Origin of the sequence: Sphingobium sp. B7D2B, from assembly GCF_025961895.1 — a bacterium.
Classification (GTDB): domain Bacteria; phylum Pseudomonadota; class Alphaproteobacteria; order Sphingomonadales; family Sphingomonadaceae; genus Sphingobium.
Genome location: NZ_JAOQOM010000001.1, coordinates 2,390,043 through 2,415,286, shown reverse-complemented (window position 1 = coordinate 2,415,286; position 25,244 = coordinate 2,390,043). Strand labels below are relative to the sequence as shown.

Sequence of the window (25,244 nt, the reverse complement as noted above, 5' to 3'; positions counted from 1 at the left end):
CTCGCGCGAAGGACGGAGGCCGGCTTGAACGCGCGCCGGCCAAGGATGCGACTGGCTCCCATTTGGGCCGTCACCGGCGCTCGTGCAAGGGGCGAGTTGGCGCCTAGCGCGTCGGAGCGGATGCCGATCCGGCCGATGTGCCGAGCGCCGGGGCCGGCGCGCTCTCGGGCAGAACCACCGCGGACCAGCTTTTCTCCGGCACGAGATAGCGGGCAGCGAGCGCCTGCAGGTCGGCCGGCGTGATGCTGGTGAGGTCGCGTCCAAGGGCGCGCGCATAGCCAAGCTGGTTCTCGTCGCGGGAGAAGCCCTGCAACTGGTCCATCCAGAAGGCATTGCTGTAGGCCGCGCGCGTCAACAATTGACGCACCGGCGCGATCTGTCGATTGAGTTCATCCTCCGTCACCGGATTGGTGGTCAGATCGCGCACCAGTTCATCCACGAGCTGATAGAAATAAGGGATGCGCTCGGGCTTCAGCTGGGTCTGCACGACCAGGAAGCCACCGCCGTTCATCCGTTCGGGCCAGTTGCTGGATGCGCTGGGCGTGTAGGCCGCACCGTCGATGGAGCGCAGCCGCTCGAACAGCCGGTCGGTGATGATGCGGGCCAACATCTCAAGCTGGCGGCTCTCGCGAATGTCGGCGACGCCACTGCCGGTCGGCCAGGCGATGATCGCGGCGGCCTGTTCGTCCGGCCCGTCATGGACGATGCGAACCGGGGTCGCCACATGAGCGGGGAAGTTGAGCGCGAGGTTACGGGCCGGCGGCGGCGCATCGGCGCGTTTGGGCAGAGCGCCGAAGCTGGCGGCCACAGCGGCAATCGCCTGCTCGACATCGAGATCGCCGAACACCTGGATTTCAATGGGGCCGTTGGCGAGGCGGGGCGCCCAAACCTTGCGGAAGGCATCCAGCGTCAACGCCGTGCGATCATCCGGAGAGGCCGGGCTGAAGCGGGCATCCTTGTCCCGCAGCATCCATTCAAGATCGCGGCCAATGGCTTCCGCAGCGGAGGCCGGCACCGGATCATAGCTGGCCTCTAGCATTGCCATGGAGCGGCGCAGCGGTGCCTCGTCCCAGCGGGGGAAAGCCAGCTTGGAGGCGAACAGGCGCAGCTGATCGGGATAATCCTGCGGGCTGCTCGTGCCGCTGAGCGTGAACGCATCGTCATCAATGCCGAAGTTCAGCGACAGGCGGCGGCCGCTCATTAGATCGTTCAGCTCTCGCTGGCCGAGGTCGCCGATGCCGCTGGCGGTGAGCGCATAGGGCACCGCCCACAAGGCGGCGCGCTCGTCCGGCGCGAAGCTCTGGCGGCCATGGCCCCAGCGCACATTGATATGCACTTTGCCCGGTTCGGCCTGATTGCCGGCGACCAGTAAGCGAACGCCATTCTCGAACGTGACGTTCTGGATGCCCAGTACGCCCAGGTCAGTGCGCGAGGCCACCTTGCCCGGCGCGGGCAGCTTGGGCAGCGCGGCCATGGTCACCCGCGAATCGCTCAGGCGCGCGCGGGAATTGGGCTCGACCTGCGCGCTGAAGGCAGTCTGCAGGCGCTGTTCGGCATTGTCCTGCGGCGCGCGCAGGCTGAGCAGGGCGCGTTCCACCGTAGCGGAGAACAGCCGGTTGGTCGCCGCGAGCAGTTGCTCGGGCGTCATATATTTCTTGGAGGACTGGTAGATGGCGAGCTGGTCCTGCGGCGAGACGACCGTCTCGCGAATATCCACCGCCTGCACGATGCTCTCGACTTGCTGGGGACTACCCTCAATGGCGGCACTGGCCACCAGCGCGGCAAAGCCGGCTTCCATGCCCTGAAACTCGCGGTCGATATCGACCTGGCTGGGGGCGACCCGGCGGGCATCCTCGATGATCGCGCGCACTTCCTGCAGCGCCTTCTCCCAGTCGCTGCCATTGGGCACGATGGTCACATAGGTCGCATTGGCCGAGCGCATGCTGTTATCCAGCGACACATTGGCCTGCACGAATGAGGCACCGTCGCTGGCCACGGCTTCGAGGCGCCGATTGATCAGCTCCAGCGCGACCATGTCGGCCAGCCGCATCTGGTTGAAGATGATCGTATCCTCGTTGAACACCCATGGCCGCAGATAAGCGAGGCCCACGCTATAGGGCACGCTCGGCTCGACGATCACCTTGGTGGCCGGGGCGGAGGGATCGGGCTCGCCGAAGTCGGGCAGCGGCGTCGCGCGGCCCTTGGCCTTCCAGCCGGAGAAATGCGCGCGGACCATCGCTTCGAGCGCGGCCGGCTCCATGGACCCGGAAATGGCGATCACGGTGCGGTCGGGGCGATACCAGCGGTCGTGGAAGGCACGCAGGGCCTGCGGCGTCGCCTTGAGCAGCGTCTGCTCGGTGCCGATGGGGCTGTGGCTGGCGAGGCGCTGGCCGGCGAAATAGAAGGCGCGGATCTCGTCTCCCAGCCGGGCGCCGGGGCCAAGGCTCTCGCGCCGCTCGGCGAGGATGACCGCGCGTTCGGCCTCCACGGGCGCCTTGCTGATGTTGGGCTGCTGCATCATCCCGGCGAGAATGCGCAGGCTCTCGTCAATGCCTTCGTTCGTCGCGCGCGGCAGATCGAGCGCGTAGGTGGTGCCGGTTGGCGTGGTCTGCGCATTGCTGTCGCTGCCGAACTCGGCGCCCAGCCGCTGCCAGATCCGCTTCGATTCGCCATCGGGCACATCGCGCGATCCGCGGAAGGAGAGATGCTCGATGAAGTGCGCAAAGCCGGCTTCGGCAGGCTCTTCCATCAGCGAGCCGACATCCACCCGCACGCGGATCGATACCTGTCCGGCCGGCACATCGTTGCGGCGGACCGCATAGCGCAGGCCGTTGTCCAGCACGCCGAACTGCCATGCCGGGTCGATGGGCACGTCGCTCTTCTCGTAGAGCCACGGGCGCTCGGCCGGAACGGTGGGCTTGAGCGTCGGCTCGCCCGCCTTGGATTGCGGCTGGAGAAGGCCGGGCACCTCGCCCTGTGCGGCCAGTGGCGCCGAAGCGATCAGGCCGAGGACAACGGTCGCGGAAACGATGGGCCGGAAGATATCGGAAAAGGTCATGATGCCAGTCTATTGCCCATTGCGTGCGGGGTCACCCTGAAACTCAGGGCAATGATGGTCGGGGGAGGAATGCCGGCCTTCGCGGAAGATGAGCGCGCGGGTTGGTTGCGCGTACAGGCGGTCGGTCGGCACGCCGCAGGTATCGCATCCCAGCCTGAACGCCAGATGACCGCGCTTGCGGCGAACAGCCGGAAAGGTCGCTGCCCGCAAATCCTCTCCGACATTTGGCATTTGGCGTCGCGCGCCTATCTACCAAGCCGACGACCCACTCTGAACCCTGGAGTTACCGGCTATGCCTGGCATTGGCGACGTACTTTTTCGGCCTTTTAAGTTCAAATCGCTCTCCCTCCCCAATCGCATCGTGATGGCGCCGATGACGCGGGCGAAGGCGCCTGGCGGCATCCCCGGCCAGCCCAACGCGGACTATTACCGGCGACGGGCCGAGGGCGGGGCAGGGCTCATTCTCTCGGAAGGCACGGTGATCGACCGGCCAGCCTCGCGCAACGATCCGGGCATTCCGTTCTTCCATGGCGAGGCGGCGCTGGCCGGCTGGGCGGGAGTGATCGAGGCGGTCCATGCCGCCGGCGGGCGAATGGGGCCGCAGCTCTGGCACACCGGCTCGACTCGCACCGGTAGCGGCTGGGAGCCGGACGCGCCGGTTGAAAGCCCCTCCGGTCTGCTCGCCCCCGGCGAACCGCGCGGCGTCGCGATGACCGAAGAGGATATCGCCGATACCGTGGCGGCCTTCGCCAAGGCAGCCGCCGACGCCAAGCGCCTCGGCTTCGACACCATCGAGATCCACGGCGCCCATGGCTATCTGATCGATCAGTTCTTCTGGTCTGGTACCAATGTTCGCGAGGATCGATATGGCGGATCTACCATCCGCGAGCGGGCGCGCTTTGCCGGTGAGGTCGTCGCCGCCATTCGCGCGGCCGTCGGGCCAGATTTCCCGGTGATCCTGCGCGTCAGCCAGTGGAAGCAGCAGGATTATTCCGCCCGGCTGGCCGCGACGCCTGCCGAGATGGAGGACTGGCTGCAGCCGCTGGTGGATGCCGGCGTCGATATCCTCCACTGCTCGCAGCGCCGCTTCTGGGAGCCTGAATTCCCGGAGATCGACGGCGAGGCCGGCCTCAATTTTGCTGGCTGGGCCAAGAAGCTAACCGGCGCGCCGACGATCAGCGTCGGGTCCGTCGGCCTCTCGGGCGAGTTTCTGGCGGCTTTCGGCGGTGAAAGCTCGACAAGCGTGGAGCTCAATCGCCTCATCGAGCGGATGGAGCGCGACGAATTCGACCTCATCGCCGTCGGCCGCGCGCTGATCAGCGATCCGCAATGGCCCCGCAAAGTGCAGCAGCAGGCGTGGAGCGACCTCAAGGGCTTCAGCCCGGCAGACCTTCAGGAACTCGTCTGAGCAGGGGAGGGCGCGCCACGTCTACGGCGCGCTCTTCCAGCCTCGGCGTTGCGATCTACGTTGCTGGAAGGATGGTAGCGGAGGAGGGACTCGAACCCCCGACACGCGGATTATGATTCCGCTGCTCTAACCGGCTGAGCTACTCCGCCCCAAGGGCTTGCTGCCGCCTTGCGGCGTCAGGCCGGCGCGCTATACGCAGGCGAAATCGGATGGTCAATGGTTGACCGTTCGATTGCGGCACCTTCGTTTCTCTGGCAAGGCCGCGGGGTAATTTGCATTGGGGAGATGACGTGCAGCATTTCGACTGCTTGATCGTGGGGGGAGGCCATGCCGGTGCGCAGGCGGCGATCCTGCTTCGCCAGCTCAAATATGAGGGGTCCGTGGGCCTGATCGGCGATGAGCCGGAATTTCCTTACGAGCGTCCGCCGCTGTCCAAGGACTATCTGGCCGGCGAAAAGACCTTCGAGCGCATCCTGCTGCGCCCGGGCAACTTCTGGACGGATCAGGCGATTTCGCTGTTCCTCGGGGAGCGGGTCAAGACGATCGATCCGGTCGCGCATCAGGTGGTCACGGCCAAGGGCACGGAATTTTCCTATGGCAAGCTGATCTGGGCGGGTGGTGGCTCGGCACGGCGTCTGTCCTGTCCGGGCTCGACGGCGAGCGGCCTGTTCACCGTGCGATCGCGCGCCGATGTCGATGGGTTGATGGCCATCCTGCCCACGGCGGAGCGGTTCGCCATCGTCGGCGGCGGCTATATCGGCCTTGAGGCGGCTGCGGTGCTGAGCAAGCTCGGCAAGCAGGTGACGCTTCTGGAGGCGCAGGAGCGCCTGCTGGCTCGCGTTGCAGGGCCGGAACTGTCCGATTTCTTTGCGCAGGAACATCGCGCCCATGGCGTGGACGTGCGCCTCTCGGCCTCGGTGGATGCCATCGAGACCGGTGATCAGGGGCAGGCCACCGGTGTCCGGCTGGCCGATGGCGAGGTGATCCCGGCAGATGCGGTGATTGTCGGTATCGGCATCGTGCCGGAGACCGGGCCGCTGATTCTCGCGGGGGCGAGCGGCGGCAACGGCGTGGATGTCGATCAATATTGCGAGACCTCGCTGCCCGACGTCTACGCGATCGGTGATTGCGCCGCGCATGAGAACCGCTTTGCGGCGGGGCGCCGGATGCGGCTCGAATCGGTGCAGAACGCCAATGATCAGGCGCGCACGGCCGTGCAGCATATCATGGGCAACCCCGCCCCTTATGAGGCGGTGCCGTGGTTCTGGTCCAACCAATATGATCTGCGCTTGCAGACCATCGGCCTGTCGCTGGATTTCGACGAGTGCATCGTGCGCGGCGATCCGGCTTCGCGCAGCTTCTCGGTCGTCTATCTGCGGCAGGGGCATGTCATTGCGCTCGACTGCGTCAACCGCACCAAGGATTATGTGCAGGGCCGCGCCCATGTCGTCGCGGGGAGCCGCCTGGACCGGGCGCAACTGGCAGATGGCGAAATTCCGTTGAAAGAGGTCGGCGTCGCCTAGCGGCTGAGGTCGGGCGCGTCCGAGGGGGACAAGCCCTCGGTGCCCACCGGCCTGATCTTGCGCAGCAGATCGATCAGCAGCTGTTGCTCCTGTGTATCGAGATGCGCCAGAAGCTGGGTTTCGTGGCGGTGGATGCGTGCGGCGGCCTGGGTGAAGGCGGCGGCGCCCTTGTCCGTCAGCGTGAGGGAAAACGCCCTGCGGTCCGAGGTCGAAGGCCGGCGCGTCACGAAATCGAGCGCGACGAGCTGATTGACCAGCGTCACCATATTGGTGCGCTTGATGCCGAGCGCTGTGCCCACCCGGCCCTGGCTGATGCCGGGATTGGCGGAGACGACCGACAACACAGCAAAGAGCACTTGCCGCATGTCGCTATCGGCAAAGGTGCGGGAGAAGTCGGCAGACATTACCGCGAAGGCGCGGCGAAGATGATAGCCGGCCAGATCGCCCAGAAGACCGAGCGAGAGAGCATCGGATGGTTCGGCAGATTGGTCTATGGCTCCCCTCCTCATGCTTGCGGTCCCCTCATGGCTGAGGGTTGCCGCCCGAAAATCATTTCCCAGCTAACGGTGTGTTGCGCGTATATCACAGCCCCGCACTGATTGTTATGTCGCATTGCTAGTTGCGCATGGTGGGCTTATTTTCCCGGCCAGGTCAATGCCCTGCGGGGCACGCGCGGCATCGCTGCGCCGGCCAAGAAACCACAGGGAGGATATCATGAAAGCCCCATTTCTCATTGGCGCAGCGCTCGGCGCGCTGATCTCCACGCCGCTCTTGGCCCAGGATACGGCCGCGACCCAGACGCCCCAGGCGATGGATACGGAATCGGAAGCCGGCACGATCATCGTGACCGCGCGTCGCCGGGCCGAATCCCTGCAGGATACGCCTGTCGCGATCTCCGCCTTCGATGCGCAGGTGCTCGAAGATCGCCAGATCAACCAGACGTCCGATCTCGAGACGATCACACCCAACCTCCAGTTCAAGACAGCCGGCCAGCTCTCCGGCAACTCCGCCGCGACGGTGGTGTTCATCCGCGGCATCGGCCAGCTGGATCCCACAGCGGCGGTCGATCCGGGCGTGGGCATCTATCTGGATGAAGTCTATGTCGGCCGCGCTGTCGGTGGCGCCATCGACTTCGGCGATATCGCCGGCGTTGAAGTGCTGCGCGGCCCGCAGGGCACGCTCTTTGGTCGCAACACGATTGGCGGCGCCATTCTCGTGCGCACCAAACAGCCGGAGCTGGGCCGGTTCGGCGCGGATGTGCGTCTGCGCCTTGGCTCGGACAGTCTGATGGAAGGCTTTGCCGCCCTCAACATTCCGCTGGGCGACACATTGGCGGCGCGCGTCTCGGGCGGTTTCCGCAAGCGCGATGGCTATGTGATCCGCGAATATGATGGCATTGATCTCGGCAATGACGATAGCGCGACGCTGAATGGCGCGCTCTATTGGGAAGCCAGCCCGGACATCAAGGTGAACATCCGCGGTGACTACACCAAGCGGGACGAGAACGGTGCGCCGTTCGTCTTCGCCGGCGTGAACCGGAACGCACCGGTCGCGGCGATCGCAAGCGTGGCGGCCGGCTGCCCCGGCGCGACCATCCCGTTCGCGCCGCTCACGCCGGGCGATCCGCGCTTCGGTGCGCCGAACGTGCCGCAGATCAACGATGCTCGCTGCGCCAACAATTTCCAGGACAAGGGCCCGTTCGTCAATGGCGGCACGGCCCCGGTGCTGAGTACTTCGGAAGTCTGGGGCGTCTCGGGCACGGTCACCGCGAATGTGACCTCCAATGTCCTGCTCAAGTCGATCAGCGCCTATCGCTCCACCCAGTCACGCGGCGTGCGCGATGCGGACAATACCCCGCTGCTGCTGATCACCACGGATGTGGGCTCGCAGTCCGACCAGTATAGCCAGGAACTCCAGCTGCAGTATGAATCGCCGGTGCTCAACGGCATCATCGGTGGCTATTACTTCAATGAGAAGACCAACGAGCGGGCGACCGTGCCGCTGGCCTTCCCGCCGTCGCCGCCGGTCATCGGGTCCCTGCTGGCAGGCGGCCCCGGCTCGCGCGACCTGCAGGTTTCTGATCTGGAAACGGATTCCATCGCGGTATTCGGCGAGCTTTCGGTCAAGCCGATCCAGAATCTCGAGATTTCTGGCGGTCTGCGCTACACGCGGGACAAGAAGAAATATCACGGCATCGTGTTCAACCTGTTCCCAGCCACGCTGCCGGACCCGGATCCGCTGCCGACGCTGGCGATCCCGCAGGGTGGCCCGCTGTTCATCTATCCGGGCCCCTATTCGCAGAGCTTCTCTGCGCTGACCGGCTCGGCGAGCGTGCGCTATTCGTGGACGCGCAATGTCAGCACCTACATTTCCTACTCGCGCAGCTTCAAATCGGGCGGCTTCAACACCCGCTACAATGCGGCGCCTCCGGGCAATGTGCCGACGCCGTTCGACGAGGAGAAGGTGGATAGCTACGAGATCGGCGCCAAGTTCGATTTCGGCGATTTCCGCTTCAACGCGGCGGCTTTCCAGGCGGATTACAGCAATATCCAGCTGATCTTCCGTCAGGGTGTCGTGCCGCTGCTGTTCAACGGCGGCAAGGCGCGTATTCGCGGGCTTGAAGGCGAGCTGAGCTATCATCCGCGCGCTTACGGCCTGCGGATCGACATTGCGGCGAGCACGCTCAACGATGAGATCCTGAGCATCACGCCTGTTCCGGGCGCGACGGCGACGGTGCAGCCGGGCGACGACCTGCCGTTCACGCCTTCGTTCCAGGGCAATTTCGGCATCGGCTATGAGATCCCGCTCAATGACGACGTGACGCTGACACCGCGCTTCGACGGCAATTACAGCGCCAGCATCAAGTTCATCACCGGCAGCGTGCCGGAGATCGAGCAGGATGGCTATTTCGTCGGCAATGCATCCGTCACGCTCGCCAACAAGGCGACCGGATGGAAGCTGACCGGTGGCGTGCAGAACCTGTTCGACGAGCTGTATCTGGTGCAGGGCAATGCGTCGCTCGGCACGCTTGGCTATGCCGAGAAGATCTATGCCCGTCCGCGGAGCTGGTACGTGCAAGCGTCGATCTCGTTCTGATTGTCACAAAACGGCCGGCAAGTCCCGGCTGATGCAGCGGCCTGCTTCCTCGTGAAGCGGGCCGTTTCGTTTGGCGCTCAGCGGCGAAAGCGGTGCTGGCTCAGCGGCGACCACGGCCCGCCTTCATAAACCCATACCGCAAGGCCAGCGATGCCGAGAGGGGCGGGGCGGTGCTGCGTCCGCAACAGCGCCAGCGTTTCCTTCGCCACAGACGGGGCGACCTTGTTTTGGACCGTGATGTGCAGACGGTTGAGTGCGCGATCTTGCGGAATGAGGTGCCGCGCGAACCGCTCGGCGATCGCGGCGCGCATCTCGAGAAGGCCGGCGCTTTCCACTGCCAGTGCGACAAGGCCGCCAGACCCGAACGGCTCACCCAGACTGGCCGAGGGCGCGGGACGATCGACCAGTCCCTTCAGCATCGTCCGCAGTTCCGTATGCAGGGATGGCGGGAGATGGTGGAACAAGGTGATGTGGGGGGGCACCTGATTGCGCGCGGCGGGATAATGCGCCTGACGCAGCCTGTCGGCCCAGGCCTGATCGGCATCCTTCAACTGGGCGGTGATAATGAGGGGGCCGCGCGGTGGTTCAAGGGTGCTTTGCGTCATGTCACTGCCGGGCTAGGATAGCCGCGCAACAAGGCATGCGGAGGGGGTGTGGGATGACAGGCGGAGACGATCAGAGCAGCGGAAAATCGGCCCGGATTCCGGCCATGCTTTTTCTGATATGGAGCCTGATCGGCATCGCCGCCTTCATCGTCCAGTCGACCGCCAATCTTGAAGAACTGGCCATGGCCGATCCTTATCAGGCGGAAATCTGGGCGAACATGCCGCGCTGGGCCTGGCTGAGCTATGGCGTGGCCGTTGCATCCGCGCTCGTCGGTGCCATCGCCTTGCTGGCACGACGCGCCGCCGCCGTCTGGTTCTCGCTCCTCGCGCTGATCGCCATACTGATCCAGTTCGGCTATTCCTTCCTCGGCACCGATCTGCTCGCGATCAAAGGCGTGAGCGCGGCGCTGTTCCCCGCGTTGATCGTGCTGATCGCGCTGCTGCAACTGGGCTATGCACTTCGATTGCGCGGCAGAGGCCTGCTGCGCTGAGCAAGGCTCACATTTCGCCGCGTTGACGGCGGATATCGTACCATTTGCGCACGTTCGCATTATGCTCGGCCAACGTCTCGGCGAAGATATGCCCGCCCTTGCCATCCGCGACGAAGTAGCGCGCGTTCGTTGCCGCCGGCCGCAGCACGGCCTCGATAGAACTGCGTCCGGGGTTCGCGATCGGCCCCTTGGGCAGGCCGGTCATTGCGTAGGTATTGTAGTCGTTCACCGCGCGAATCTCCGACTGGAGGATGCGGCGCCCAAGCGGCTTGCCCTTGGTGATCGGGTAGATGATCGTCGGGTCAGCCTGCAGCATCATGCCCTCGCGCAGGCGATTGGCGTACACGCCTGCGACCGTCGGCCGCTCGGCGGGGATGGAGGTTTCCTTCTCCACGATGCTGGCAAGGGTGAGTGCCTGCTCAGGTGTCTTGACTGGCGTTGCAGCCGAGCGCTTGGGCCACTGCGCGGCAATGAAGCTCGTCATCGCGGCCTGCATCCGGCCGAGCACTGCCGCGCGGGTCTCGCCCTTCTGATAGCCATAGCTGTCCGGCATCACCGAGCCTTCTTCGGGCACGGGAATGTCTCCGATCAGCTCGGCATTAGCCATCAGCCGCTCATGCACGAGGATGGAGGGCATGCCCTCTGGGATGGTGACGAGGTGGACGAGGGTCTTGCCGCTCTGGAGAATGCCCAGAATGTCGGCGCTGCTCGCCCGCCGGGGAATGCGATATTCGCCCGCCTTGATCGATCCATCGCCGCCCAGCACCCGCGCGCGGGCAAGGAAGGCGGTGGCGGAGCCGACGGCGCCTTGCGCCTCCAGCTCATCGGCCGCCTTGCGCAGCGTCGCGCCCTCGGGAACGATGATCGTCGCGTCGGCCTCAAGCGGGCCGGGCCTCGACCAGCCATGGACGAAGAGAAGCGCCGCAACGGCCAGTCCGGCCAGCAGCAGAGCAGCGACCGTGAGGACGATGCGGCGCATTGCAGCCGTCAGAGAGCCTTGAGCACAAGGCTGGCGTTGGTGCCGCCAAAGCCGAAGCTGTTGTTGAGCACGGCCTTGACCTTCCGCTGCTTTGCCGTGTGCGGAACGAGATCGACGCCCTGGCAACTGTCGCTGGGATCATCCAGGTTGAGCGTGGGCGGCACGATCTGGTCACGCATGGCGAGGATGCAGAAGATCGTCTCGACGGCGCCGGCACCGCCGAGCAGATGGCCGATGGCCGATTTGGTGGACGACATCGACATGGTCTCCAGCGCCGGGCCGAACAGCCGCCGCACCGCGCCCAGCTCCAGCTCGTCGCCGAGCGGGGTGGAGGTGCCATGGGCGTTCACATAATCGATGTCGGCGAGCGAAAGCCCGGACCGGCGCATGGCCATTTCCATCGCGCGATAGGCGCCAGAGCCTTCCGGATGGGGTGCCGTCACGTGATAGGCATCGCCCGAGAGGCCGTAGCCTAGGATTTCGGCATAGATCTTCGCGCCGCGCGCCTTGGCGTGCTCATATTCTTCGAGCACGACCACGCCGGCACCTTCGCCCATGACGAAGCCATCACGCGCCTGATCCCACGGGCGGCTGGCACGCCAGGGTTCGTCACGAAATTCGGTCGAAAGGGCACGCGCCTGACCGAAGCCGGCAATGCCGATCGGGCAGATGGCGCTTTCCGCGCCGCCGGCGAGCATCACATCGGCATCGTCGAGCGCGATCATCCGCGCCGCGTCGCCGATCGAGTGAACGCCCGTCGCGCAGGCCGTAACGACGGCGTGATTAGGGCCCATCAGGCCATATTTGATCGAGACCTGACCGGAGATCAGGTTGATCAGGCGACCGTGGACGAAGTGCGGGGAGACCCGCTTGGGGCCCTTATGCTCCAGCACCAGCGATTCGCTCTCGATGCCTGGCAGGCCGCCGATGCCCGAGCCGATCGAACAGCCGGTGCGCAGCCGCTCGGCTTCGCTCATCTCGGTCAGGCCGGCATCTTCTATGGCCTGGCCGGCCGCGTCGATGCCGTAGACGATGAACGGATCGACCTGACGCTGGACCTTGTGGTCCACGCGCTTGTTGGGGTCGAAGCCGAATTCATGATCCGGTGCCTTCACTTCGCAGGCGTAATTGGTGTGGAAATCGGTCGCGTCGAAACGGGTAATCGTTTCCGCGCCCGACCGGCCGGCAATGATGTTCTTCCAGCTTGTCTCCACGTCGCCGCCAAGGGGCGAAACCATGCCGAGACCTGTTACGACGACACGACGCATTTCACTCTCCTGATCCAGTCACCCGGCCAGTTGCCCGGAACGCCAGGCGCTGATCAAACACGAACGGCCCTCCCATGGCGAGTCAAACCCGCAACCGGAGAGCCGTATCCATGTGTATTCACTGGCCGGTGCATGTCCGCGACGAGGCCGCGAACCGGGCTCCCGCTATCTTACTGCTTGCCGTCGATGAAATCGATCGCGTCCTTGACGGTGGCGATCTTCTCGGCAGCATCGTCGGGGATTTCGACGCCGAACTCTTCCTCAAAAGCCATGACGAGCTCGACGATGTCGAGGCTGTCAGCGCCCAGATCGTCGATGAAGCTCGCGTCTTCGGTCACCTTGTCCGCCTCGACGCCGAGGTGCTCGACGACGATCTTCTTCACGCGATCCGCGGTCTCACTCATGAGAGGTCCTTTGCTTTACTTTGGTCTTCAATCTGGAGATGCCCTAGAGCCTAGGGCCGGGCGTGACAAGAGGCTAGCGATAGCGGGCGCAATTGCCCCGTGCGCGGCGCCTTTCCGTCCACTCACAGCGTTGCGCGGCGCCGGAAGACGTAGCGAATCTGGTGGCGCCCCTCGCAAAATTGCTTTGCGCGCGGTGCGCTCACGCCCATATGCGCGGACACGATCAAGATAATCCGAGGATCTCTCCTGATGAGCGACTATGACTTTGACCTGTTCGTAATCGGTGCGGGGTCGGGCGGCGTGCGGGCTTCGCGCATTGCGGCCGCGCATGGCGCCAGGGTCGCCGTGGCGGAGGAGCACAAGGTCGGCGGAACATGCGTGATCCGGGGCTGCGTGCCCAAGAAGCTGCTCGTCTACGGCGCCCACTTTGCCGAGGACATCAAGGATGCCCGGCGTTTTGGCTGGAATGTCTCTGATTGCAGCTTTGATTGGCCGACCCTGCGCGACAATGTGATCGGCGAGGTCTCCCGGCTCGAAGGGCTCTATCAGCAGACACTCGACAATAACAAGGTGACGACCTTCCATGAGCGCGCAACGGTGGAGGGGCCGCATGAGGTGCGGCTGGCCAGCGGCAAGCTGATGACCGCCAAGGTCATCCTCATCGCGGTCGGCGCCTGGCCGAATGTGCCCGATGCGCCCGGCGCGGAACTGGGGATCACCTCCAATGAGGTTTTCCATCTTGAAAAGATGCCCAAGCGCGTCGCGATCTTCGGCGGCGGCTATATTGCCAACGAGTTCGCCGGCATTTTTCACGAGTTCGCCTGTCAGGTGACGGTGGTGCTGCGTGGCGACCAGATCCTGCGCGGCTATGACGAGCAGATCCGCGACCGCCTGCTGCAGATCAGCATGGCCAAGGGCATCAACTTCCGGTTCAACGCGCCGCTCGAAAAGATCGAAAAGCAGGAGGATGGCTCGCTCAAGGTCTTTATCGATGGTGGCGACCCCATCGAGACCGATCTGGTGCTGTTCGCCACCGGCCGCAATCCCAAGATCGACGGGCTCGGCCTGGACAAGGTTGGCGTGGAGACGGTGAAGGGCGCGATCAAAGTCGACGAGTATAGCCGCACCAATGTCGAGAGCATTTACGCGGTGGGCGACGTGACCGACCGGGTGCAACTCACCCCGGTGGCGATCCGTGAAGGCCATGCCTTTGCCGACACCGTGTTCGGCGGAAATCCGCGAACGGTGGATTATGGCTGCATTCCTTCCGCCGTGTTCAGCCATCCGCCGATCGGCGCGGTCGGCATGACCGAGGGCGAGGCACGCAACACGCTGGGTGCCGTCAAGGTCTACACGTCCGATTTTCGGCCGATGAAGAACACGCTCGCCAATCGCAACGAGCGCAGCCTCTACAAGCTGATTTGCGAGGAAACGACCGGGCGGGTGGTCGGCATCCATATGATCGGCCCGGATGCGCCCGAGATCCTGCAGGCGGCGGCCATCGCGGTGAAGGCGGGCCTGACCAAGGACGATTTCGACGCCACCGTGGCGCTGCACCCCAGCATGGCGGAAGAGCTGGTGCTGATGCGCTGAAGGTTCAGGCCGGCACGCCCTTCAGCCGATGCTGTAGGGAATGACGTGCCGGCCATCCCGCTCGACATGGATGGGGCGGTCGATGGGCGGGAAGGCGCGCTGGGGGCAGCCTTCGCGCGGGCACAGGCGACACCCGGGCCCGATGGGGGTGACTGCGGTATCATCGGCGAGGTCCAGCCCGTCCGCCCAGGCGAGATGGGCGGCATAATCGCGTTCGCAGGCGAGCACGATGGCATGGCGGCGGTCCGGCCGTGCGATGGCACGGGCGAGCAGGATATAGTGCACGCCATCGGGCATTTCCGCGGGCTGCGCTCCGCTGTAATCGGGCCGCGTTGGCGCCTCGTGCAGCCTCAAGCGGGGACAGAGCGGGCCATAGCTACCAAAGTCGAGCCGCGTCGCGCTGTGCCGCTTGGTGATGTTGCCGGCCGGATCGATGCGACAGAAGAAGAAGGGAATGCCGCGCTGTCCCGGTCGCTGTAGCGTGGCGAGGCGATGCGCGACCTGCTCGATGCTTACGCCGAACCAGTCCGCCAGCGCATCGACATCATGGCGGAGCGTCCGGGCCGTCTCGCGGAACAGGCCATAAGGCATGAGCAAGGCGGCAGCGCCATAATTGACGAGCGCGTGATGCAGCAGGGCATCGGCAGGCGCGCCGACCGGATGCTGGGCGATGACGGCGCGCATCGTGGGATCGGCCAGCTCGCGCAAATGCACGATATGACTGGCGAGCTGGAAGGCGATGCTTGCGGCGGGCAGGCGATCATTGACGTGCAAGGTCCGGCCATCGGGGGAGGGCGCGCGCAACAGCGTGGTCTTGAGTGGTTCGCGACTGACGGTGCAATCATGCTCGTCGCGCAGTGCCGCGCTGAGCGCCGCTAAGGTGCCTTCCGCATCGGAGCGCGCGCCGATGCTGAGCTGCGTGGCGAGATCCTCGGCGGCGGTGTCGAGATCGTGGAAATAATTGTCGAACAGCCGCAGCCGATCGCTCACCTGATCGAAGGTCGCGCGTGCGCCCGGCAGCAGGCCGTTCCCGAGCGCCTGTTCGGCCATGGCCAGTCGACCCTCGGTCTGTCGGAGCGCGTGATGTAACTCGACATAGCGCGCTGCAAATTCGGGGTATTGAACATGCAGCCGCTCAGTCCGCTCGGGATCGGGGGGCGGTGAGCGATACCCCGGATTGGCAAGCGCCCAGTTGAAGGCGCCGAGCAACTGCTCCTCAGGCCGCGCGTCGAAATCGGACCAGTCGAGCGGAAAGGCCGCCGCCAGCGCGGCCTTTACCCGTGCGGTCAGGGGACGGTCGTTATTCTCCAGTTGCGAGAGATAAGAGACGGAGATGCCCAGCAGTCGGGCCATGTCCGCTTGATCGAGCCGGCTCTGCAGACGCAGGTCGCGCACTTTCTGGCCAACGAACAATCTGTTTCCGCGTGGCAAGGACTGTCTCCGGGGTACGAGTCGGGGTGAGGGATCGCCGCACTGGCCGGGACAGTGGGCACGATCCGCAAATTTTTCATCCGCGGGTTAGCGCCTGTGCCGATAAACCAGGACGTCCTTCAAGACGCCCGCACCGTAGCGGAACCAGCTCATTTCGCAATTCCGCAAATTGCTGCTCGTGTTTGCCGATCCATACTCGCTCTGGCGCGACGCTTGCCGCGCGCGGGTACGATGCTAGCCTGCGCCCAGTCAGAACAGCGGTCGGCAACCGCGCCGCAAGGGAGGATCGATTGAGCGAGATCGTGCTGTCCACGCTGGACGATGGGGTGCTGACCCTTGCCCTTAACCGCCCCGAGCGGCTCAATGCCCTTTCCACCGGCCTGCTGGCAGACCTGACCCGCAAGCTCGATGAGGGCGCGCGTGCAGGTGCGCGGGCCGTGTTGATCACCGGGACGGGCAGGGCGTTCTGCTCCGGCGCGGATCTGGCCGATAGCGAAGGCATCGGCGCCGATCTCGGGGAAACCCTGGCGACCTATTACCATCCTCTGTTCCTGCGGCTGGCCGGGCTCGATATCCCGGTGGTGAGCGCGATCAACGGGCCGGCGGTTGGCGCCGGCGTCGCCTTGGCGCTGGCCGCCGACATCGTGGTGATGGCGCGCTCTGCCTATCTGCAGCTTGGCTTCGTCAATATCGGGCTCGTGCCCGATGCCGGGGCGACATGGCTGGTCGCGAAGAGCGCCGGGCGCGCCAAGGCGCTCGAACTGGCGCTTCTTGGTGAGCCGATGAGCGCTCAGGAGGCGCAGGACGCCGGACTGGTCGCCCGCGTGACCGACGACGAGAGGCTCGGCGAAACCGCACGCGGTCTTGCTCTCAAACTCGCGCAAGGGCCGACCCGCGCCATCGGCATGATCCGTAAGCAGGTCGCTGCCGCACTCAATCACAGCCTGTCGGAGACGATGGGCATCGAAGCCGCCAATCAGGCAGCGGCCGGCCACAGCGCGGATTTTCAGGAGGGCGTCGCGGCCTTTCTGGAGAAGCGGGTGCCGCGCTTCCAGGGGGATTGAGCGAGAAACGCTACGGAATTCGGCTCGTCGGTCGAGCCGAAAAATGCGATTTTTCTTTGCGTCATCTTTCCTGCTTTGTGAGCACCATTTGATCGATCTGACGATAGCCCGTTCGTTTCGTCCTATGGCAACGTTTTACTAACCTTTGAACGCTTAGCACTCTCCTAAACTCAGAGACGATTGGACGGCGTGGAGAGCTTTTACCATCTGGTCGTGGTTGATCAGCAGATTCGGGGCATGCTGATCATTGTGGCGATTTGCGGGTCTGGCATTTTAACAGCCACGGCCATTCTCGGTCATACGTTCAACATGAAATCGCAGAGCGTACGTCGGGCCTGGCTTGTGATGGCCGGGCTGGTGACAGGCGTTTCGTTTTCGGCGATCCTGCTGACAGGGGTTGCGGCCTTGGGTGCGCGTGCCGGCACGACTACTGGGCCTGACATGGATCGTATCATCGTCGAAGGCGTGGCGAGTCTGCTCTTCATGACCGCCCTTGTTCTGGCCTGGCGTGGATTGATGGGTGGCAGTGCGGCATCGGCGGATGACGGCCAGCTTGCCGAGGCGCTCGATGAACTTGCCCATGTGCAAGCGCATCATCGCGCCTATGTCGAGCTCAATCCCCAGATCGCCTGGATGGCCGATGCGGAGGGACGCATCACCGAAATTGGCCCGCTTTGGGCTGAACAGGTGGGCCTCGATCTAGAGGCCGGGCTAGGATATGGATGGACGCAGGCCGTTCATCCTGATGACCTTCCGACCGTTCAGGCCTTATGGGCGGACGTTGTCAAAAATCAGTCGGATGCCGCCGATGTCCGCTATCGCATCCGCATGGCGAACGGGATGTACCGCTGGTACCGGGCGCGGGCGCGGCCTCACCGGGGTGAAGATGGCAAAGTCCTCGCCTGGTATGGCACGCTGGAAGACATCCACGACCATGTGATCGCCGAAACCGCGCTCAGGCAGAGCGAGGAGCGCTACCGCCTGGCTGCGGAAGCTGGGAACGACGTCATATGGGACTGCTCCCTGCCAACCGGCATTACGACCTGGAGCGGGGCGTACAAAAAAGTCCTGGGTTATCCAGAACTGGATCAGGCCACGCATTTCGATTGGTGGATCGAGCGTATTCATCCCGATGACCGGGAGCGGGTCCTCGCCAACCAGAGGAGGGCCCTGGAGAGTGGCCAGAAGTTCTGGCTCGAGGAGTTTCGGTTTCGCACGGCCAAAGGGACGTTCATCGATACCAAGGCGCGAAGTGTCATCGTGCGCGGCGACAAGGGCGTAGCAGTCCGGCTTGTCGGATCGATACTGGATATCACCAAGCAGAAGCAGGCGCAGGCCGAGCTGAACTGGGCAGCGTATCACGACCACCTTACGAGGCTCCCGAACCGGGCTCTTTTTGGCGTTCGCATCCAGGCCGCGATCGACGCGGCATGTGATTCCGGTGATCCGGTGGCGCTCATGATCCTGGATCTCAATGGGTTCAAGGAAATGAACGATTCGCTTGGCCATGCCGCAGGCGACCGGGTGTTGGTGGAGGTCGCTCGGCGCCTGTCCTCCTGTATCCCCGAGGGGGCGACAGCGGCTCGGCTGGGCGGCGATGAATTTGCGATCATCTTGCCTGGCCTGTCGGCGGCGGACGAATATCGCGCGGTAGCGGACGCCTTGAAGCGCTGCTTTGAAGTGCCGGTGCAGATCGAAGAACTGCGCATTCCGGTCAACTTTTCCGTCGGTGTCGCCGTCTGGCCGCGCGATGGCTTTGAGCCCGGGGACCTGCTGATCGCGGCGGACCTCGCTCTCTATGCAGCCAAGGCCGACATGCCCGGCTCCGTCCGGGAGTTCTCTCCGTCACTCAAGGTGGCATCCGAGCGGCGAACCCGCATGCTGGTCATGGCGCGCGCAGGGTTGGACGAGGACCGCATCGTGCCGTTCTACCAACCCAAGGTGAACCTCCAGACCGGGCAGATCGACGGCTGGGAAGCGCTGTTGCGGGTGGCCGAGAACGGCCAGGTTCTGCCGCCTGCGGCCATCGAGGCGGCGTTCTCGGATGCCGAAATGTCGGTGCGGCTGACCGACCGGATGATCTGCGGCATCTTTGCGGACATCGCGCGCTGGCGGACCGATGGGCTGGAGCCGGGGCGGATCGCGGTCAACGTGTCTGCGGGCGATTTTCGCGCGCCGAGTTTGCCAGCACGTCTGGAAGATGCCGCCCGGACCCATCGGCAGGGTCTTGCCCAGATCGACCTCGAAGTGACGGAGACTGTGCTCATCGGGCAATTGGGGCCAGAAGTCGCGCGGATGCTCGAGGAACTGCGCGGCCTAGGCGTGATGGTCGCGCTCGATGATTTCGGCACGGGCTATGCTTCGCTCAGCCATCTCCAGCAATTTCCCGTCGACGTGATCAAGATCGACAAATCATTCATCGACCGGATCGAGGACAGCACCCCCGGCGCGACCGCTGTCATCGACGCCGTGTTGCAGATGGCCCGGCGCTTGGGGATGCAGACGGTCGCGGAAGGCGTCGAAACCATAGCGCAGGCCCGCTATCTCCGCGCGCGGGGCTGCACGCTGGGGCAGGGCTTTTTGTTCAGCAAGCCGGTTCCGGCGTCGCAGGTGCCGTCACTGCTGCGCGGGAAAGCCTATGGTCACTGGGAGTTCGGCGGCGTCGGCTGACCAGCAGTCGCCGCGGTCGGCTCATCGCCCCCGCCCAGTGCACGGTAGAGGCCGGCGGCACTGGAGAGCTCCTGACGCCGCAATTCCAGCAGCGCGAGCCGCGCAGCATATTCGCTGCGCTGCGCATCGAGCAGTTCCAGCCGCGCATCGACCCCGGCCTGATAGCGCAGGCGGGAAAGCTCGGCGCGCCGCGCGGCCGACTGGGCCACGCCCCGCTGGGCTTCGATCTGGTGGGTATAGGTCTCCCGCCCGGCCAGCCCGTCTGCGACCTCGCGGAACGCTGACTGAATGGCCTTTTCGTAGTTTGCGATGGCGATCGACTTGCGAACCTTCGCCAGATCGAGCTGGCCTTGCAAACTGCCGCCGTTGAAGATCGATTGGGTGATCTGCGGCGTGAACGACCAGTTGCGGTTTGCGCTATCGAACAGGCTGTCCAGCGCCATGCTGGTGAAGCCGAACAGACCCGTGAGCGAAATACGCGGGAAGAAGGCAGCACGCGCCGCGCCGACATCGGCATTGGAGGCGACCAGTTCATGCTCGGCCTGACGGATGTCCGGCCGGCTGGCAAGCAAGGCTGAGGGCAGGCCGACCGGCAGCTGGGTGCGGATTGGCTGGTCCATGAGCGCGATGGGTACGGGCAGGTCGGCGGGCAGGGGCGCCCCGACCAGCAATTGCAGCGCATTGCGCGCCTCGGCCAGCATCCGCGTGCGCATCGCCTGGTCGGCCTGGGTCTGACTGACCTGGCCCTCCGCCTGCGCAACATCGAGCCCGCTGACCTGCCGGGCCTGCTGGAGACGGCGGGTGATCGCGAGCGAATCCTGCCAATCGCCCAGCGTGCGGTCGGTGAGGGCCAGCTGCTCCTCGGCGAGCCGTTCGGCCAGGTAGGCATCGACGATCGACCCGATCAGCGCGATGCGCGCGGCGCGGCGGCCTTCGTCGGTGGCGAGATAGCGCTCGAAGGCGGCCTCGCTCTGCGAGCGGAGGCGGCCGAACAGATCGATCTCGAAGCTGGTCAGCGCGGCATTGGCGGAGAACTGGCTGAACTCCGCCCCAGCGCCGGTTTGTGAGGCGGCCGCCGAGACGCGCTGCCGGGAATAAGCGGCGCTGGCATCCAGCGTCGGCAATTGCGCGCCCCTGGCGACGCGGAACTGCGCGCGGGCGGCCTCGACGTTGAGCGTGGCGACGCGCAGATCGCGGTTGTTCTCCAGCGCCAGCTCGATGAGCCGCTGCAAGCGCGGATCGCCAAACATCTCGCGCCAGTCCAGTGCCGCGGCACTGGCTGCCTCTTCGGGAGAGGCGAGCGGGTAGACCGGCGCAACCGGGGCAGGCGGTGTCTCCAGCCGCGGGTTCATCGAGCAGGCGCTGGTCAGCAGCAGCGCTGCGAGGGCAAATTTACGCATCTCAATTCTCCGATGCGGGGTAGGCGGCGGGCGTCTGCGATGAACCATCGACATGCTTCTTGCGCTTTTGCCGCTCGACCAGCTTCATCACCACCACGAAGAAGACCGGGACGAAGAAGATCGCGAGAATGGTGGCACTGATCATGCCGCCGAAGACGCCCGTGCCGATGGCCCGCTGGGTCTCCTTGCTCGCACCGCCCGCCAGCATCAGCGGAACGACGCCGAGCGTAAAGGCGAAGCTGGTCATCAGGATCGGCCGCAAGCGCAGGCGCGCGGCGTGCAACGCGGCGTCGACCGCAGACATGCCGTTGTCATAAGCGTGCTTGGCAAATTCCACGATCAGGATTGCGTTCTTGGCGCTGAGGCCGATGATCGTGATCAGGCCCACGTTGAAGAACACGTCGTTGGGCATGCTGCGCAGCGTGACCGCCAGCACGGCGCCGAGCACGCCGAGTGGGACGACCAGCATCACCGCCGCCGGGATCGCCCAGCTTTCGTACAGCGCGGCCAGCACCAGGAAGACGACCAGCATGGAGAGGCCCAGCAGCAGGATCGCCTGATTGCCAGCGAGCACTTCCTGAAGCGACTGACCGGTCCATTCGATGGCGAAGCCGGGCGGCAGCTGGCTCGCAAGACGCTCCATCTCCGCCATGGCCTCGCCGCTGGAGTGGCCGGGCGCGGGCTGGCCGGCAATGCGCATGGCGGGATAGCCATTATAACGCACCAGCTGCAGCGGCATGGTCTCCCAGCGCGGCGTGACCAGCTCCGAGAGCGGGACCGTGTTTCCGGCCGCGTTGCGGACATACAGCTTGAGCACATCCTCAAGGTTCATGCGGAAGGGGGCATCCGCCTGCACGATGACCTGCTGCATCCGGCCATTATTGGGGAAGTCGTTGACATAGGCCGAGCCCATGGCCCCGCTCAGCGTGGAGGTGATGGACTCGAAGGGCACGCCCATGGCCTGCGCCTTCTGGCGGTCGATCACCATCTCGACGCTGGTGCCGGGCATCAAGCCTTCCGGATAGACGCCGGCAAGGGCCGGGTTTTTCGCGGCCATGCCGAGCAGTTGGAACTGCGCGGCCATCAGGGCATCGAACCCACGGCCCGAGCGGTCCTCAAGGCGCGCGGAGAAGCCGCCGGTGGTACCGAGGCCATCGATGGAGGGCGGGATGAGGCTCATCACGAGCCCTTCGCGCACGCCGGCACCGGTGGCCTGATTTGCCGCGCCGGCCTCGCCAAATGCGGTCGCGCCGTCACGCTCGCTCCAATCCTTGAGCATCGTGAAGCCAAGGCCGACATTGGCGCCCGCGCCGGAGAAGCCCCAGCCCAGCACAGAGATGGTATCGGCGATGCCGGCGCGCTGCGCGGTGTGCTTCTCGAAGACTTCCAGCGCTTCCAGCGTCCGGCCGGACGTCGCGTCCGAGGGAAGCTGGAAGACGGTCATGAAATAGCCCTGATCTTCATCGGGCAGGAACGATGACGGAAGGTTTGTATAGCCGACGATCATAAGCACCACGATGACCGCGAAGCTCGCCATCATCCGCGCGCTGCGCTTCAAGGCGCGCGTCACCCAATTGTGGTAGCCGTGCGTCATCGTGTCGAACTTGCGGTCGAACCAGGCGAAGAAGCCCTTCTTGGTCTCATGGCCCGTGACCGGCTTGAGCAATGTCGCACAGAGCGCCGGCGTCAGGCTCAGGGCAAGGAAGGCCGAGAACAGGATGGAGACCGCCATGGAGATGGTGAACTGCCGGTAGATCGCGCCGACCGAGCCGCTGTAGAATGCCATTGGCACGAACACGGCGGTGAGGACGAGGCTGATGCCGATGATCGCGCCCGTAATCTCGCCCATGGCCTTGCGTGTGGCTTCCTTGGGCGGCAGCCCTTCCTCGGCCATGATGCGCTCGACATTCTCGACCACCACGATGGCGTCGTCGACGATGATGCCGATGGCGAGGACCATGCCGAACATAGTCAGCACGTTTACGGAATAGCCGGCCAGCATCATCACCGCGCAGGTGCCGAGCAGGGCGATTGGCGCGACGACTGCGGGAATGATGGTGTAGCGGAACTTCTGGAGGAAGACGAACATCACCAGGAAGACGAGCACCATCGCCTCGACCAGCGTCTCGATCACCTTCTCGATGGAGATCTTCACATAAGGCGCGGTGTCAAACGGAATGCGGTATGACATGCCGCTGGGCATGGCCCTGGAGAGCTCGACCATGCGCTCATGCACGCGGGCGGAGGTGGAGACCGCATTGGCGCCGGGCGCGAGCTGGACGGCCATCAACGCCACGGGCTTGCCGTTGAGGCGCGTCTGGAACCAGTAGGACGCGGAACCAAGATCGACCCGGGCGACATCGCCCAGCTTCAGGGCGGAGCCATCCGTTCCGGCGCGCAGCACGATCTCCCGGAATTGCTCGGGGGTCTTCAGCTGGCCCTCGACGGTGATCGGAACCTTGACGCGCTGGCCTTCGGCAATCGGCTCGCCGCCCAGCACGCCGGGCGAAACCGGCGTGTTCTGTGCAGCAATCGCCGCCGTGATATCGCTCATCGCAATGTCGTATGACGCCAGTTTTGCCGGATCGACCCAGATGCGCATCGCGCGCTCGGCGCCGAAGAGCTGGACACGGCCGACGCCGGGGAGACGCTTGAGCTCCTCGACAACATAGCGCGCCGCATAATCCGACAGTTCCTCGAGGTTCTGCTGGCCGTTGGACGATTCCAGGCTCACCAGATTGAGGAAGTTCCGATTGGCGGAATCGACCTGGATGCCGAGTTGGCGGACGATCTGCGGCAGGCGCGGCTCGGCGGCCTTGAGTCGGTTCTGCACGTCCACCTGCGCCAGTTCCGGGTTGGTCCCCGGCTGGAAGGTGGCGGTGATCGTCGCCTGCCCTGAGGTGTCCGTCGAGCTCTCGAAGTACAGCAGATTGCGCACGCTTGAGAGTTCGCGCTCGATCAGGCTGACGACGCTGTCATTCAGCGTCTGCGGCGTGGCACCGGGATAGGTCGCGGTGATCTCGACGCTTGGCGGCGCGATGCTCGGATAGCGCTCCAGCGACAGGCGCGGGATGGCGATGACGCCCGCAAGGATGATCGCGATGGCGACCACCCAGGCGAAAACGGGCCGATCGATGAAGAAACGGGGCATGGGTTCGCTTTCGTCTTCAGCGCGCGGCCGCGGGCGCGGCGGGCTTGGCGGCGGCGGCAGGGCGCCATGGCTTGGCCGAAACGGTGGCGCCGGGCTGGACCCGATCCTGCCCTTCGACAATCACGGTTTCACCAGCCTTGATGCCCTGCGTGATCAGGACGTTTCCGTCGCGCACATCCCCGGTCTGCACCGGCCGCAGCTCGACCTTGCCGTCTTTCCCGACGATCCGGACGCTGGCCTGACCGGCGGGATCGCGCAGCACGGCCTGTTGTGGCAGGGTCAGCGCATTGGGAAGGACCATGCGGGGCAGACGCGCACGCACGAACATGCCGGGCAGCAGCGCCCGCGTGGGATTGGGCACCTCGACCCGGGCGATCACTTCGCCCGTGCCGGGATCGACGCTGATGCCGGAGAAGAGGAGGCGTCCGGTCGCCGCATAGGGCTTACCCTCGGACGAGAGGATCTCCACGGGCGCGCCCTGGGCGGAATTGCCGGCACGCGCCGCCTCGCGCAGCGTTTCGAGGCGGGCGGCCGGCTGACGCACGTCCACATAGACGCGGTCAATCTGTTGGACGGTGGCGAGCGGCTCTGCGCCGCCGACGGCGGCAAGGGCGCCCTCGGTCACCATGGACTGGTCGATCCTGCCACTGATCGGCGAGCGGATCGTGGCGAAGCCGAGATCGACCTGCTGGCGTGCCAGCGTGGCGCGACTCTGGGCGAGGTCTGCAGCGGCCTGATCGCGCGCGGCGACGGCATCGTCATAGGCCTGTCCGCTGATCGCATCGACCTTCACCAGCGGCGCCAGGCGCTCGGCCTGGATGCGAGCGCGGTTGAGGGCGGCCTGGGCGCGCTGCACGGCGGCCGCGGCGCTCTGTGTATCCGCGCGGAACGGCGTCGCGTCGATCTGGAACAGGGGCTGGCCGGCCCGCACTTCGGAGCCCTGCTCGAACAGCCGGCGCTGGATGACGCCATTCACCTGCGGGCGGATTTCCGCCACACGGAAGGCCATCACCCGGCCCGGCAGTTCGTCCGCCACGTCGACGCGCGAGGGGGAGACCTTCACGACCGATACCTCTGGCGGCGGAGGTGAGGATGGGGTCTCA

The 25,244-nt window shown here is 65.1% G+C and carries 17 protein-coding genes and 1 tRNA gene; 7 read left to right on the top strand and 11 right to left on the bottom strand.

The genetic code is table 11. The features are described 5' to 3' along the window. Positions 1-103 precede the first annotated feature (103 nt). The gene (locus tag M2341_RS11145; RefSeq protein WP_264585279.1) at positions 104-3,058 is read right to left on the bottom strand and encodes a M16 family metallopeptidase; all 2,955 of its coding nucleotides are present in this window, start codon (positions 3,056-3,058) and stop codon (positions 104-106) included. Between the two features lie 292 nt (positions 3,059-3,350). Here M2341_RS11145 and M2341_RS11140 point away from each other — a divergent pair, with 292 nt between their 5' ends. Then, on the top strand, positions 3,351-4,466 hold the full coding sequence (locus M2341_RS11140; protein WP_264585278.1) for an NADH:flavin oxidoreductase: 1,116 nt from the start codon (positions 3,351-3,353) through the stop codon (positions 4,464-4,466). A gap of 72 nt (positions 4,467-4,538) precedes the next feature. Here the strand turns inward: M2341_RS11140 and M2341_RS11135 are convergent. Then, positions 4,539-4,615, bottom strand: a tRNA-Met gene (locus M2341_RS11135). Positions 4,616-4,756: 141 nt separating this feature from the next. Between M2341_RS11135 and M2341_RS11130 the strand changes: the two genes are divergently transcribed. Further along, positions 4,757-5,989, top strand: a complete 1,233-nt coding sequence (locus tag M2341_RS11130; RefSeq protein ID WP_264585277.1) for an NAD(P)/FAD-dependent oxidoreductase — start codon at positions 4,757-4,759, stop codon at positions 5,987-5,989. Here the strand turns inward: M2341_RS11130 and M2341_RS11125 are convergent. Beyond that, positions 5,986-6,498: a MarR family winged helix-turn-helix transcriptional regulator gene (locus M2341_RS11125; RefSeq protein WP_264585276.1), complete on the bottom strand. Its 513-nt coding sequence runs from the start codon at positions 6,496-6,498 to the stop codon at positions 5,986-5,988. The genes M2341_RS11130 and M2341_RS11125 overlap by 4 nt on opposite strands. A gap of 205 nt (positions 6,499-6,703) precedes the next feature. Here M2341_RS11125 and M2341_RS11120 point away from each other — a divergent pair, with 205 nt between their 5' ends. After that, positions 6,704-9,085, top strand: a complete 2,382-nt coding sequence (locus tag M2341_RS11120; protein ID WP_264585275.1) for a TonB-dependent receptor — start codon at positions 6,704-6,706, stop codon at positions 9,083-9,085. Positions 9,086-9,162: 77 nt separating this feature from the next. Here M2341_RS11120 and M2341_RS11115 read toward each other — a convergent pair whose 3' ends face one another. Beyond that, positions 9,163-9,690 (bottom strand): 2'-5' RNA ligase family protein, encoded by a 528-nt coding sequence (locus M2341_RS11115; protein WP_264585274.1) that lies wholly within the window; start codon positions 9,688-9,690, stop codon positions 9,163-9,165. A gap of 104 nt (positions 9,691-9,794) precedes the next feature. Between M2341_RS11115 and M2341_RS11110 the strand changes: the two genes are divergently transcribed. Further along, positions 9,795-10,181, top strand: coding sequence for a sugar transporter (locus M2341_RS11110; RefSeq protein ID WP_264585273.1), 387 nt, complete (start codon positions 9,795-9,797; stop codon positions 10,179-10,181). A 7-nt stretch (positions 10,182-10,188) separates the two neighbouring features. Here the strand turns inward: M2341_RS11110 and mltG are convergent, their stop codons facing one another. The 3 genes from mltG to M2341_RS11095 form a co-directional block, all read right to left on the bottom strand. Next, positions 10,189-11,160 (bottom strand): endolytic transglycosylase MltG, encoded by a 972-nt coding sequence (mltG, locus tag M2341_RS11105; protein WP_264585272.1) that lies wholly within the window; start codon positions 11,158-11,160, stop codon positions 10,189-10,191. 8 nt (positions 11,161-11,168) lie between these two features. Next, on the bottom strand, positions 11,169-12,428 hold the full coding sequence (fabF, locus tag M2341_RS11100) for a beta-ketoacyl-ACP synthase II (protein WP_264573090.1): 1,260 nt from the start codon (positions 12,426-12,428) through the stop codon (positions 11,169-11,171). Positions 12,429-12,598: 170 nt separating this feature from the next. Further along, positions 12,599-12,832, bottom strand: a complete 234-nt coding sequence (locus M2341_RS11095; RefSeq protein WP_181559973.1) for an acyl carrier protein — start codon at positions 12,830-12,832, stop codon at positions 12,599-12,601. A 249-nt stretch (positions 12,833-13,081) separates the two neighbouring features. On the opposite strand from M2341_RS11095, the gene gor reads away from it, so the two are divergent. Continuing rightward, positions 13,082-14,425 (top strand): glutathione-disulfide reductase, encoded by a 1,344-nt coding sequence (gene gor / locus M2341_RS11090; RefSeq protein WP_264585271.1) that lies wholly within the window; start codon positions 13,082-13,084, stop codon positions 14,423-14,425. A gap of 21 nt (positions 14,426-14,446) precedes the next feature. Here gor and M2341_RS11085 read toward each other — a convergent pair whose 3' ends face one another. Next, positions 14,447-15,838: a helix-turn-helix domain-containing protein gene (locus M2341_RS11085; RefSeq protein WP_264585270.1), complete on the bottom strand. Its 1,392-nt coding sequence runs from the start codon at positions 15,836-15,838 to the stop codon at positions 14,447-14,449. 308 nt (positions 15,839-16,146) lie between these two features. On the opposite strand from M2341_RS11085, the gene M2341_RS11080 reads away from it, so the two are divergent. Continuing rightward, positions 16,147-16,920 (top strand): enoyl-CoA hydratase-related protein, encoded by a 774-nt coding sequence (locus M2341_RS11080; RefSeq protein WP_264585269.1) that lies wholly within the window; start codon positions 16,147-16,149, stop codon positions 16,918-16,920. Between the two features lie 189 nt (positions 16,921-17,109). Then, positions 17,110-19,590, top strand: a complete 2,481-nt coding sequence (locus M2341_RS11075) for a putative bifunctional diguanylate cyclase/phosphodiesterase (protein ID WP_264586033.1) — start codon at positions 17,110-17,112, stop codon at positions 19,588-19,590. Here the strand turns inward: M2341_RS11075 and M2341_RS11070 are convergent. Genes M2341_RS11070 through M2341_RS11060 form a run of 3 tightly spaced genes read right to left on the bottom strand, consistent with a single transcriptional unit; the run spans position 19,563 to position 25,204 of the window. Then, positions 19,563-20,990 (bottom strand): efflux transporter outer membrane subunit, encoded by a 1,428-nt coding sequence (locus M2341_RS11070; protein ID WP_264585268.1) that lies wholly within the window; start codon positions 20,988-20,990, stop codon positions 19,563-19,565. The genes M2341_RS11075 and M2341_RS11070 overlap by 28 nt on opposite strands. Position 20,991: 1 nt before the next feature. After that, positions 20,992-24,141, bottom strand: coding sequence for an efflux RND transporter permease subunit (locus tag M2341_RS11065; protein WP_264585267.1), 3,150 nt, complete (start codon positions 24,139-24,141; stop codon positions 20,992-20,994). 16 nt (positions 24,142-24,157) lie between these two features. Next, a complete protein-coding gene (locus M2341_RS11060) occupies positions 24,158-25,204 on the bottom strand; it encodes an efflux RND transporter periplasmic adaptor subunit (RefSeq protein ID WP_264575592.1) in 1,047 nt (348 codons plus the stop codon). Positions 25,205-25,244 lie beyond the last annotated feature (40 nt).

Excerpts from the sequence above, each read along its gene's own strand:
- M2341_RS11120 (WP_264585275.1), top strand. The coding sequence starts at position 6,704 with ATGAAAGCCCCATTTCTCATTGGCGCAGCGCTCGGCGCGCTGATCTCC.
- M2341_RS11065 (WP_264585267.1), bottom strand. The coding sequence starts at position 24,141 with ATGCCCCGTTTCTTCATCGATCGGCCCGTTTTCGCCTGGGTGGTCGCC.
- fabF (WP_264573090.1), bottom strand. The coding sequence starts at position 12,428 with ATGCGTCGTGTCGTCGTAACAGGTCTCGGCATGGTTTCGCCCCTTGGC.
- M2341_RS11095 (WP_181559973.1), bottom strand. The coding sequence starts at position 12,832 with ATGAGTGAGACCGCGGATCGCGTGAAGAAGATCGTCGTCGAGCACCTC.
- M2341_RS11140 (WP_264585278.1), top strand. The coding sequence starts at position 3,351 with ATGCCTGGCATTGGCGACGTACTTTTTCGGCCTTTTAAGTTCAAATCG.
- M2341_RS11110 (WP_264585273.1), top strand. The coding sequence starts at position 9,795 with ATGCTTTTTCTGATATGGAGCCTGATCGGCATCGCCGCCTTCATCGTC.
- mltG (WP_264585272.1), bottom strand. The coding sequence starts at position 11,160 with ATGCGCCGCATCGTCCTCACGGTCGCTGCTCTGCTGCTGGCCGGACTG.
- M2341_RS11070 (WP_264585268.1), bottom strand. The coding sequence starts at position 20,990 with ATGCGTAAATTTGCCCTCGCAGCGCTGCTGCTGACCAGCGCCTGCTCG.
- M2341_RS11125 (WP_264585276.1), bottom strand. The coding sequence starts at position 6,498 with ATGAGGAGGGGAGCCATAGACCAATCTGCCGAACCATCCGATGCTCTC.
- M2341_RS11145 (WP_264585279.1), bottom strand. The coding sequence starts at position 3,058 with ATGACCTTTTCCGATATCTTCCGGCCCATCGTTTCCGCGACCGTTGTC.
- M2341_RS11115 (WP_264585274.1), bottom strand. The coding sequence starts at position 9,690 with ATGACGCAAAGCACCCTTGAACCACCGCGCGGCCCCCTCATTATCACC.
- gor (WP_264585271.1), top strand. The coding sequence starts at position 13,082 with ATGAGCGACTATGACTTTGACCTGTTCGTAATCGGTGCGGGGTCGGGC.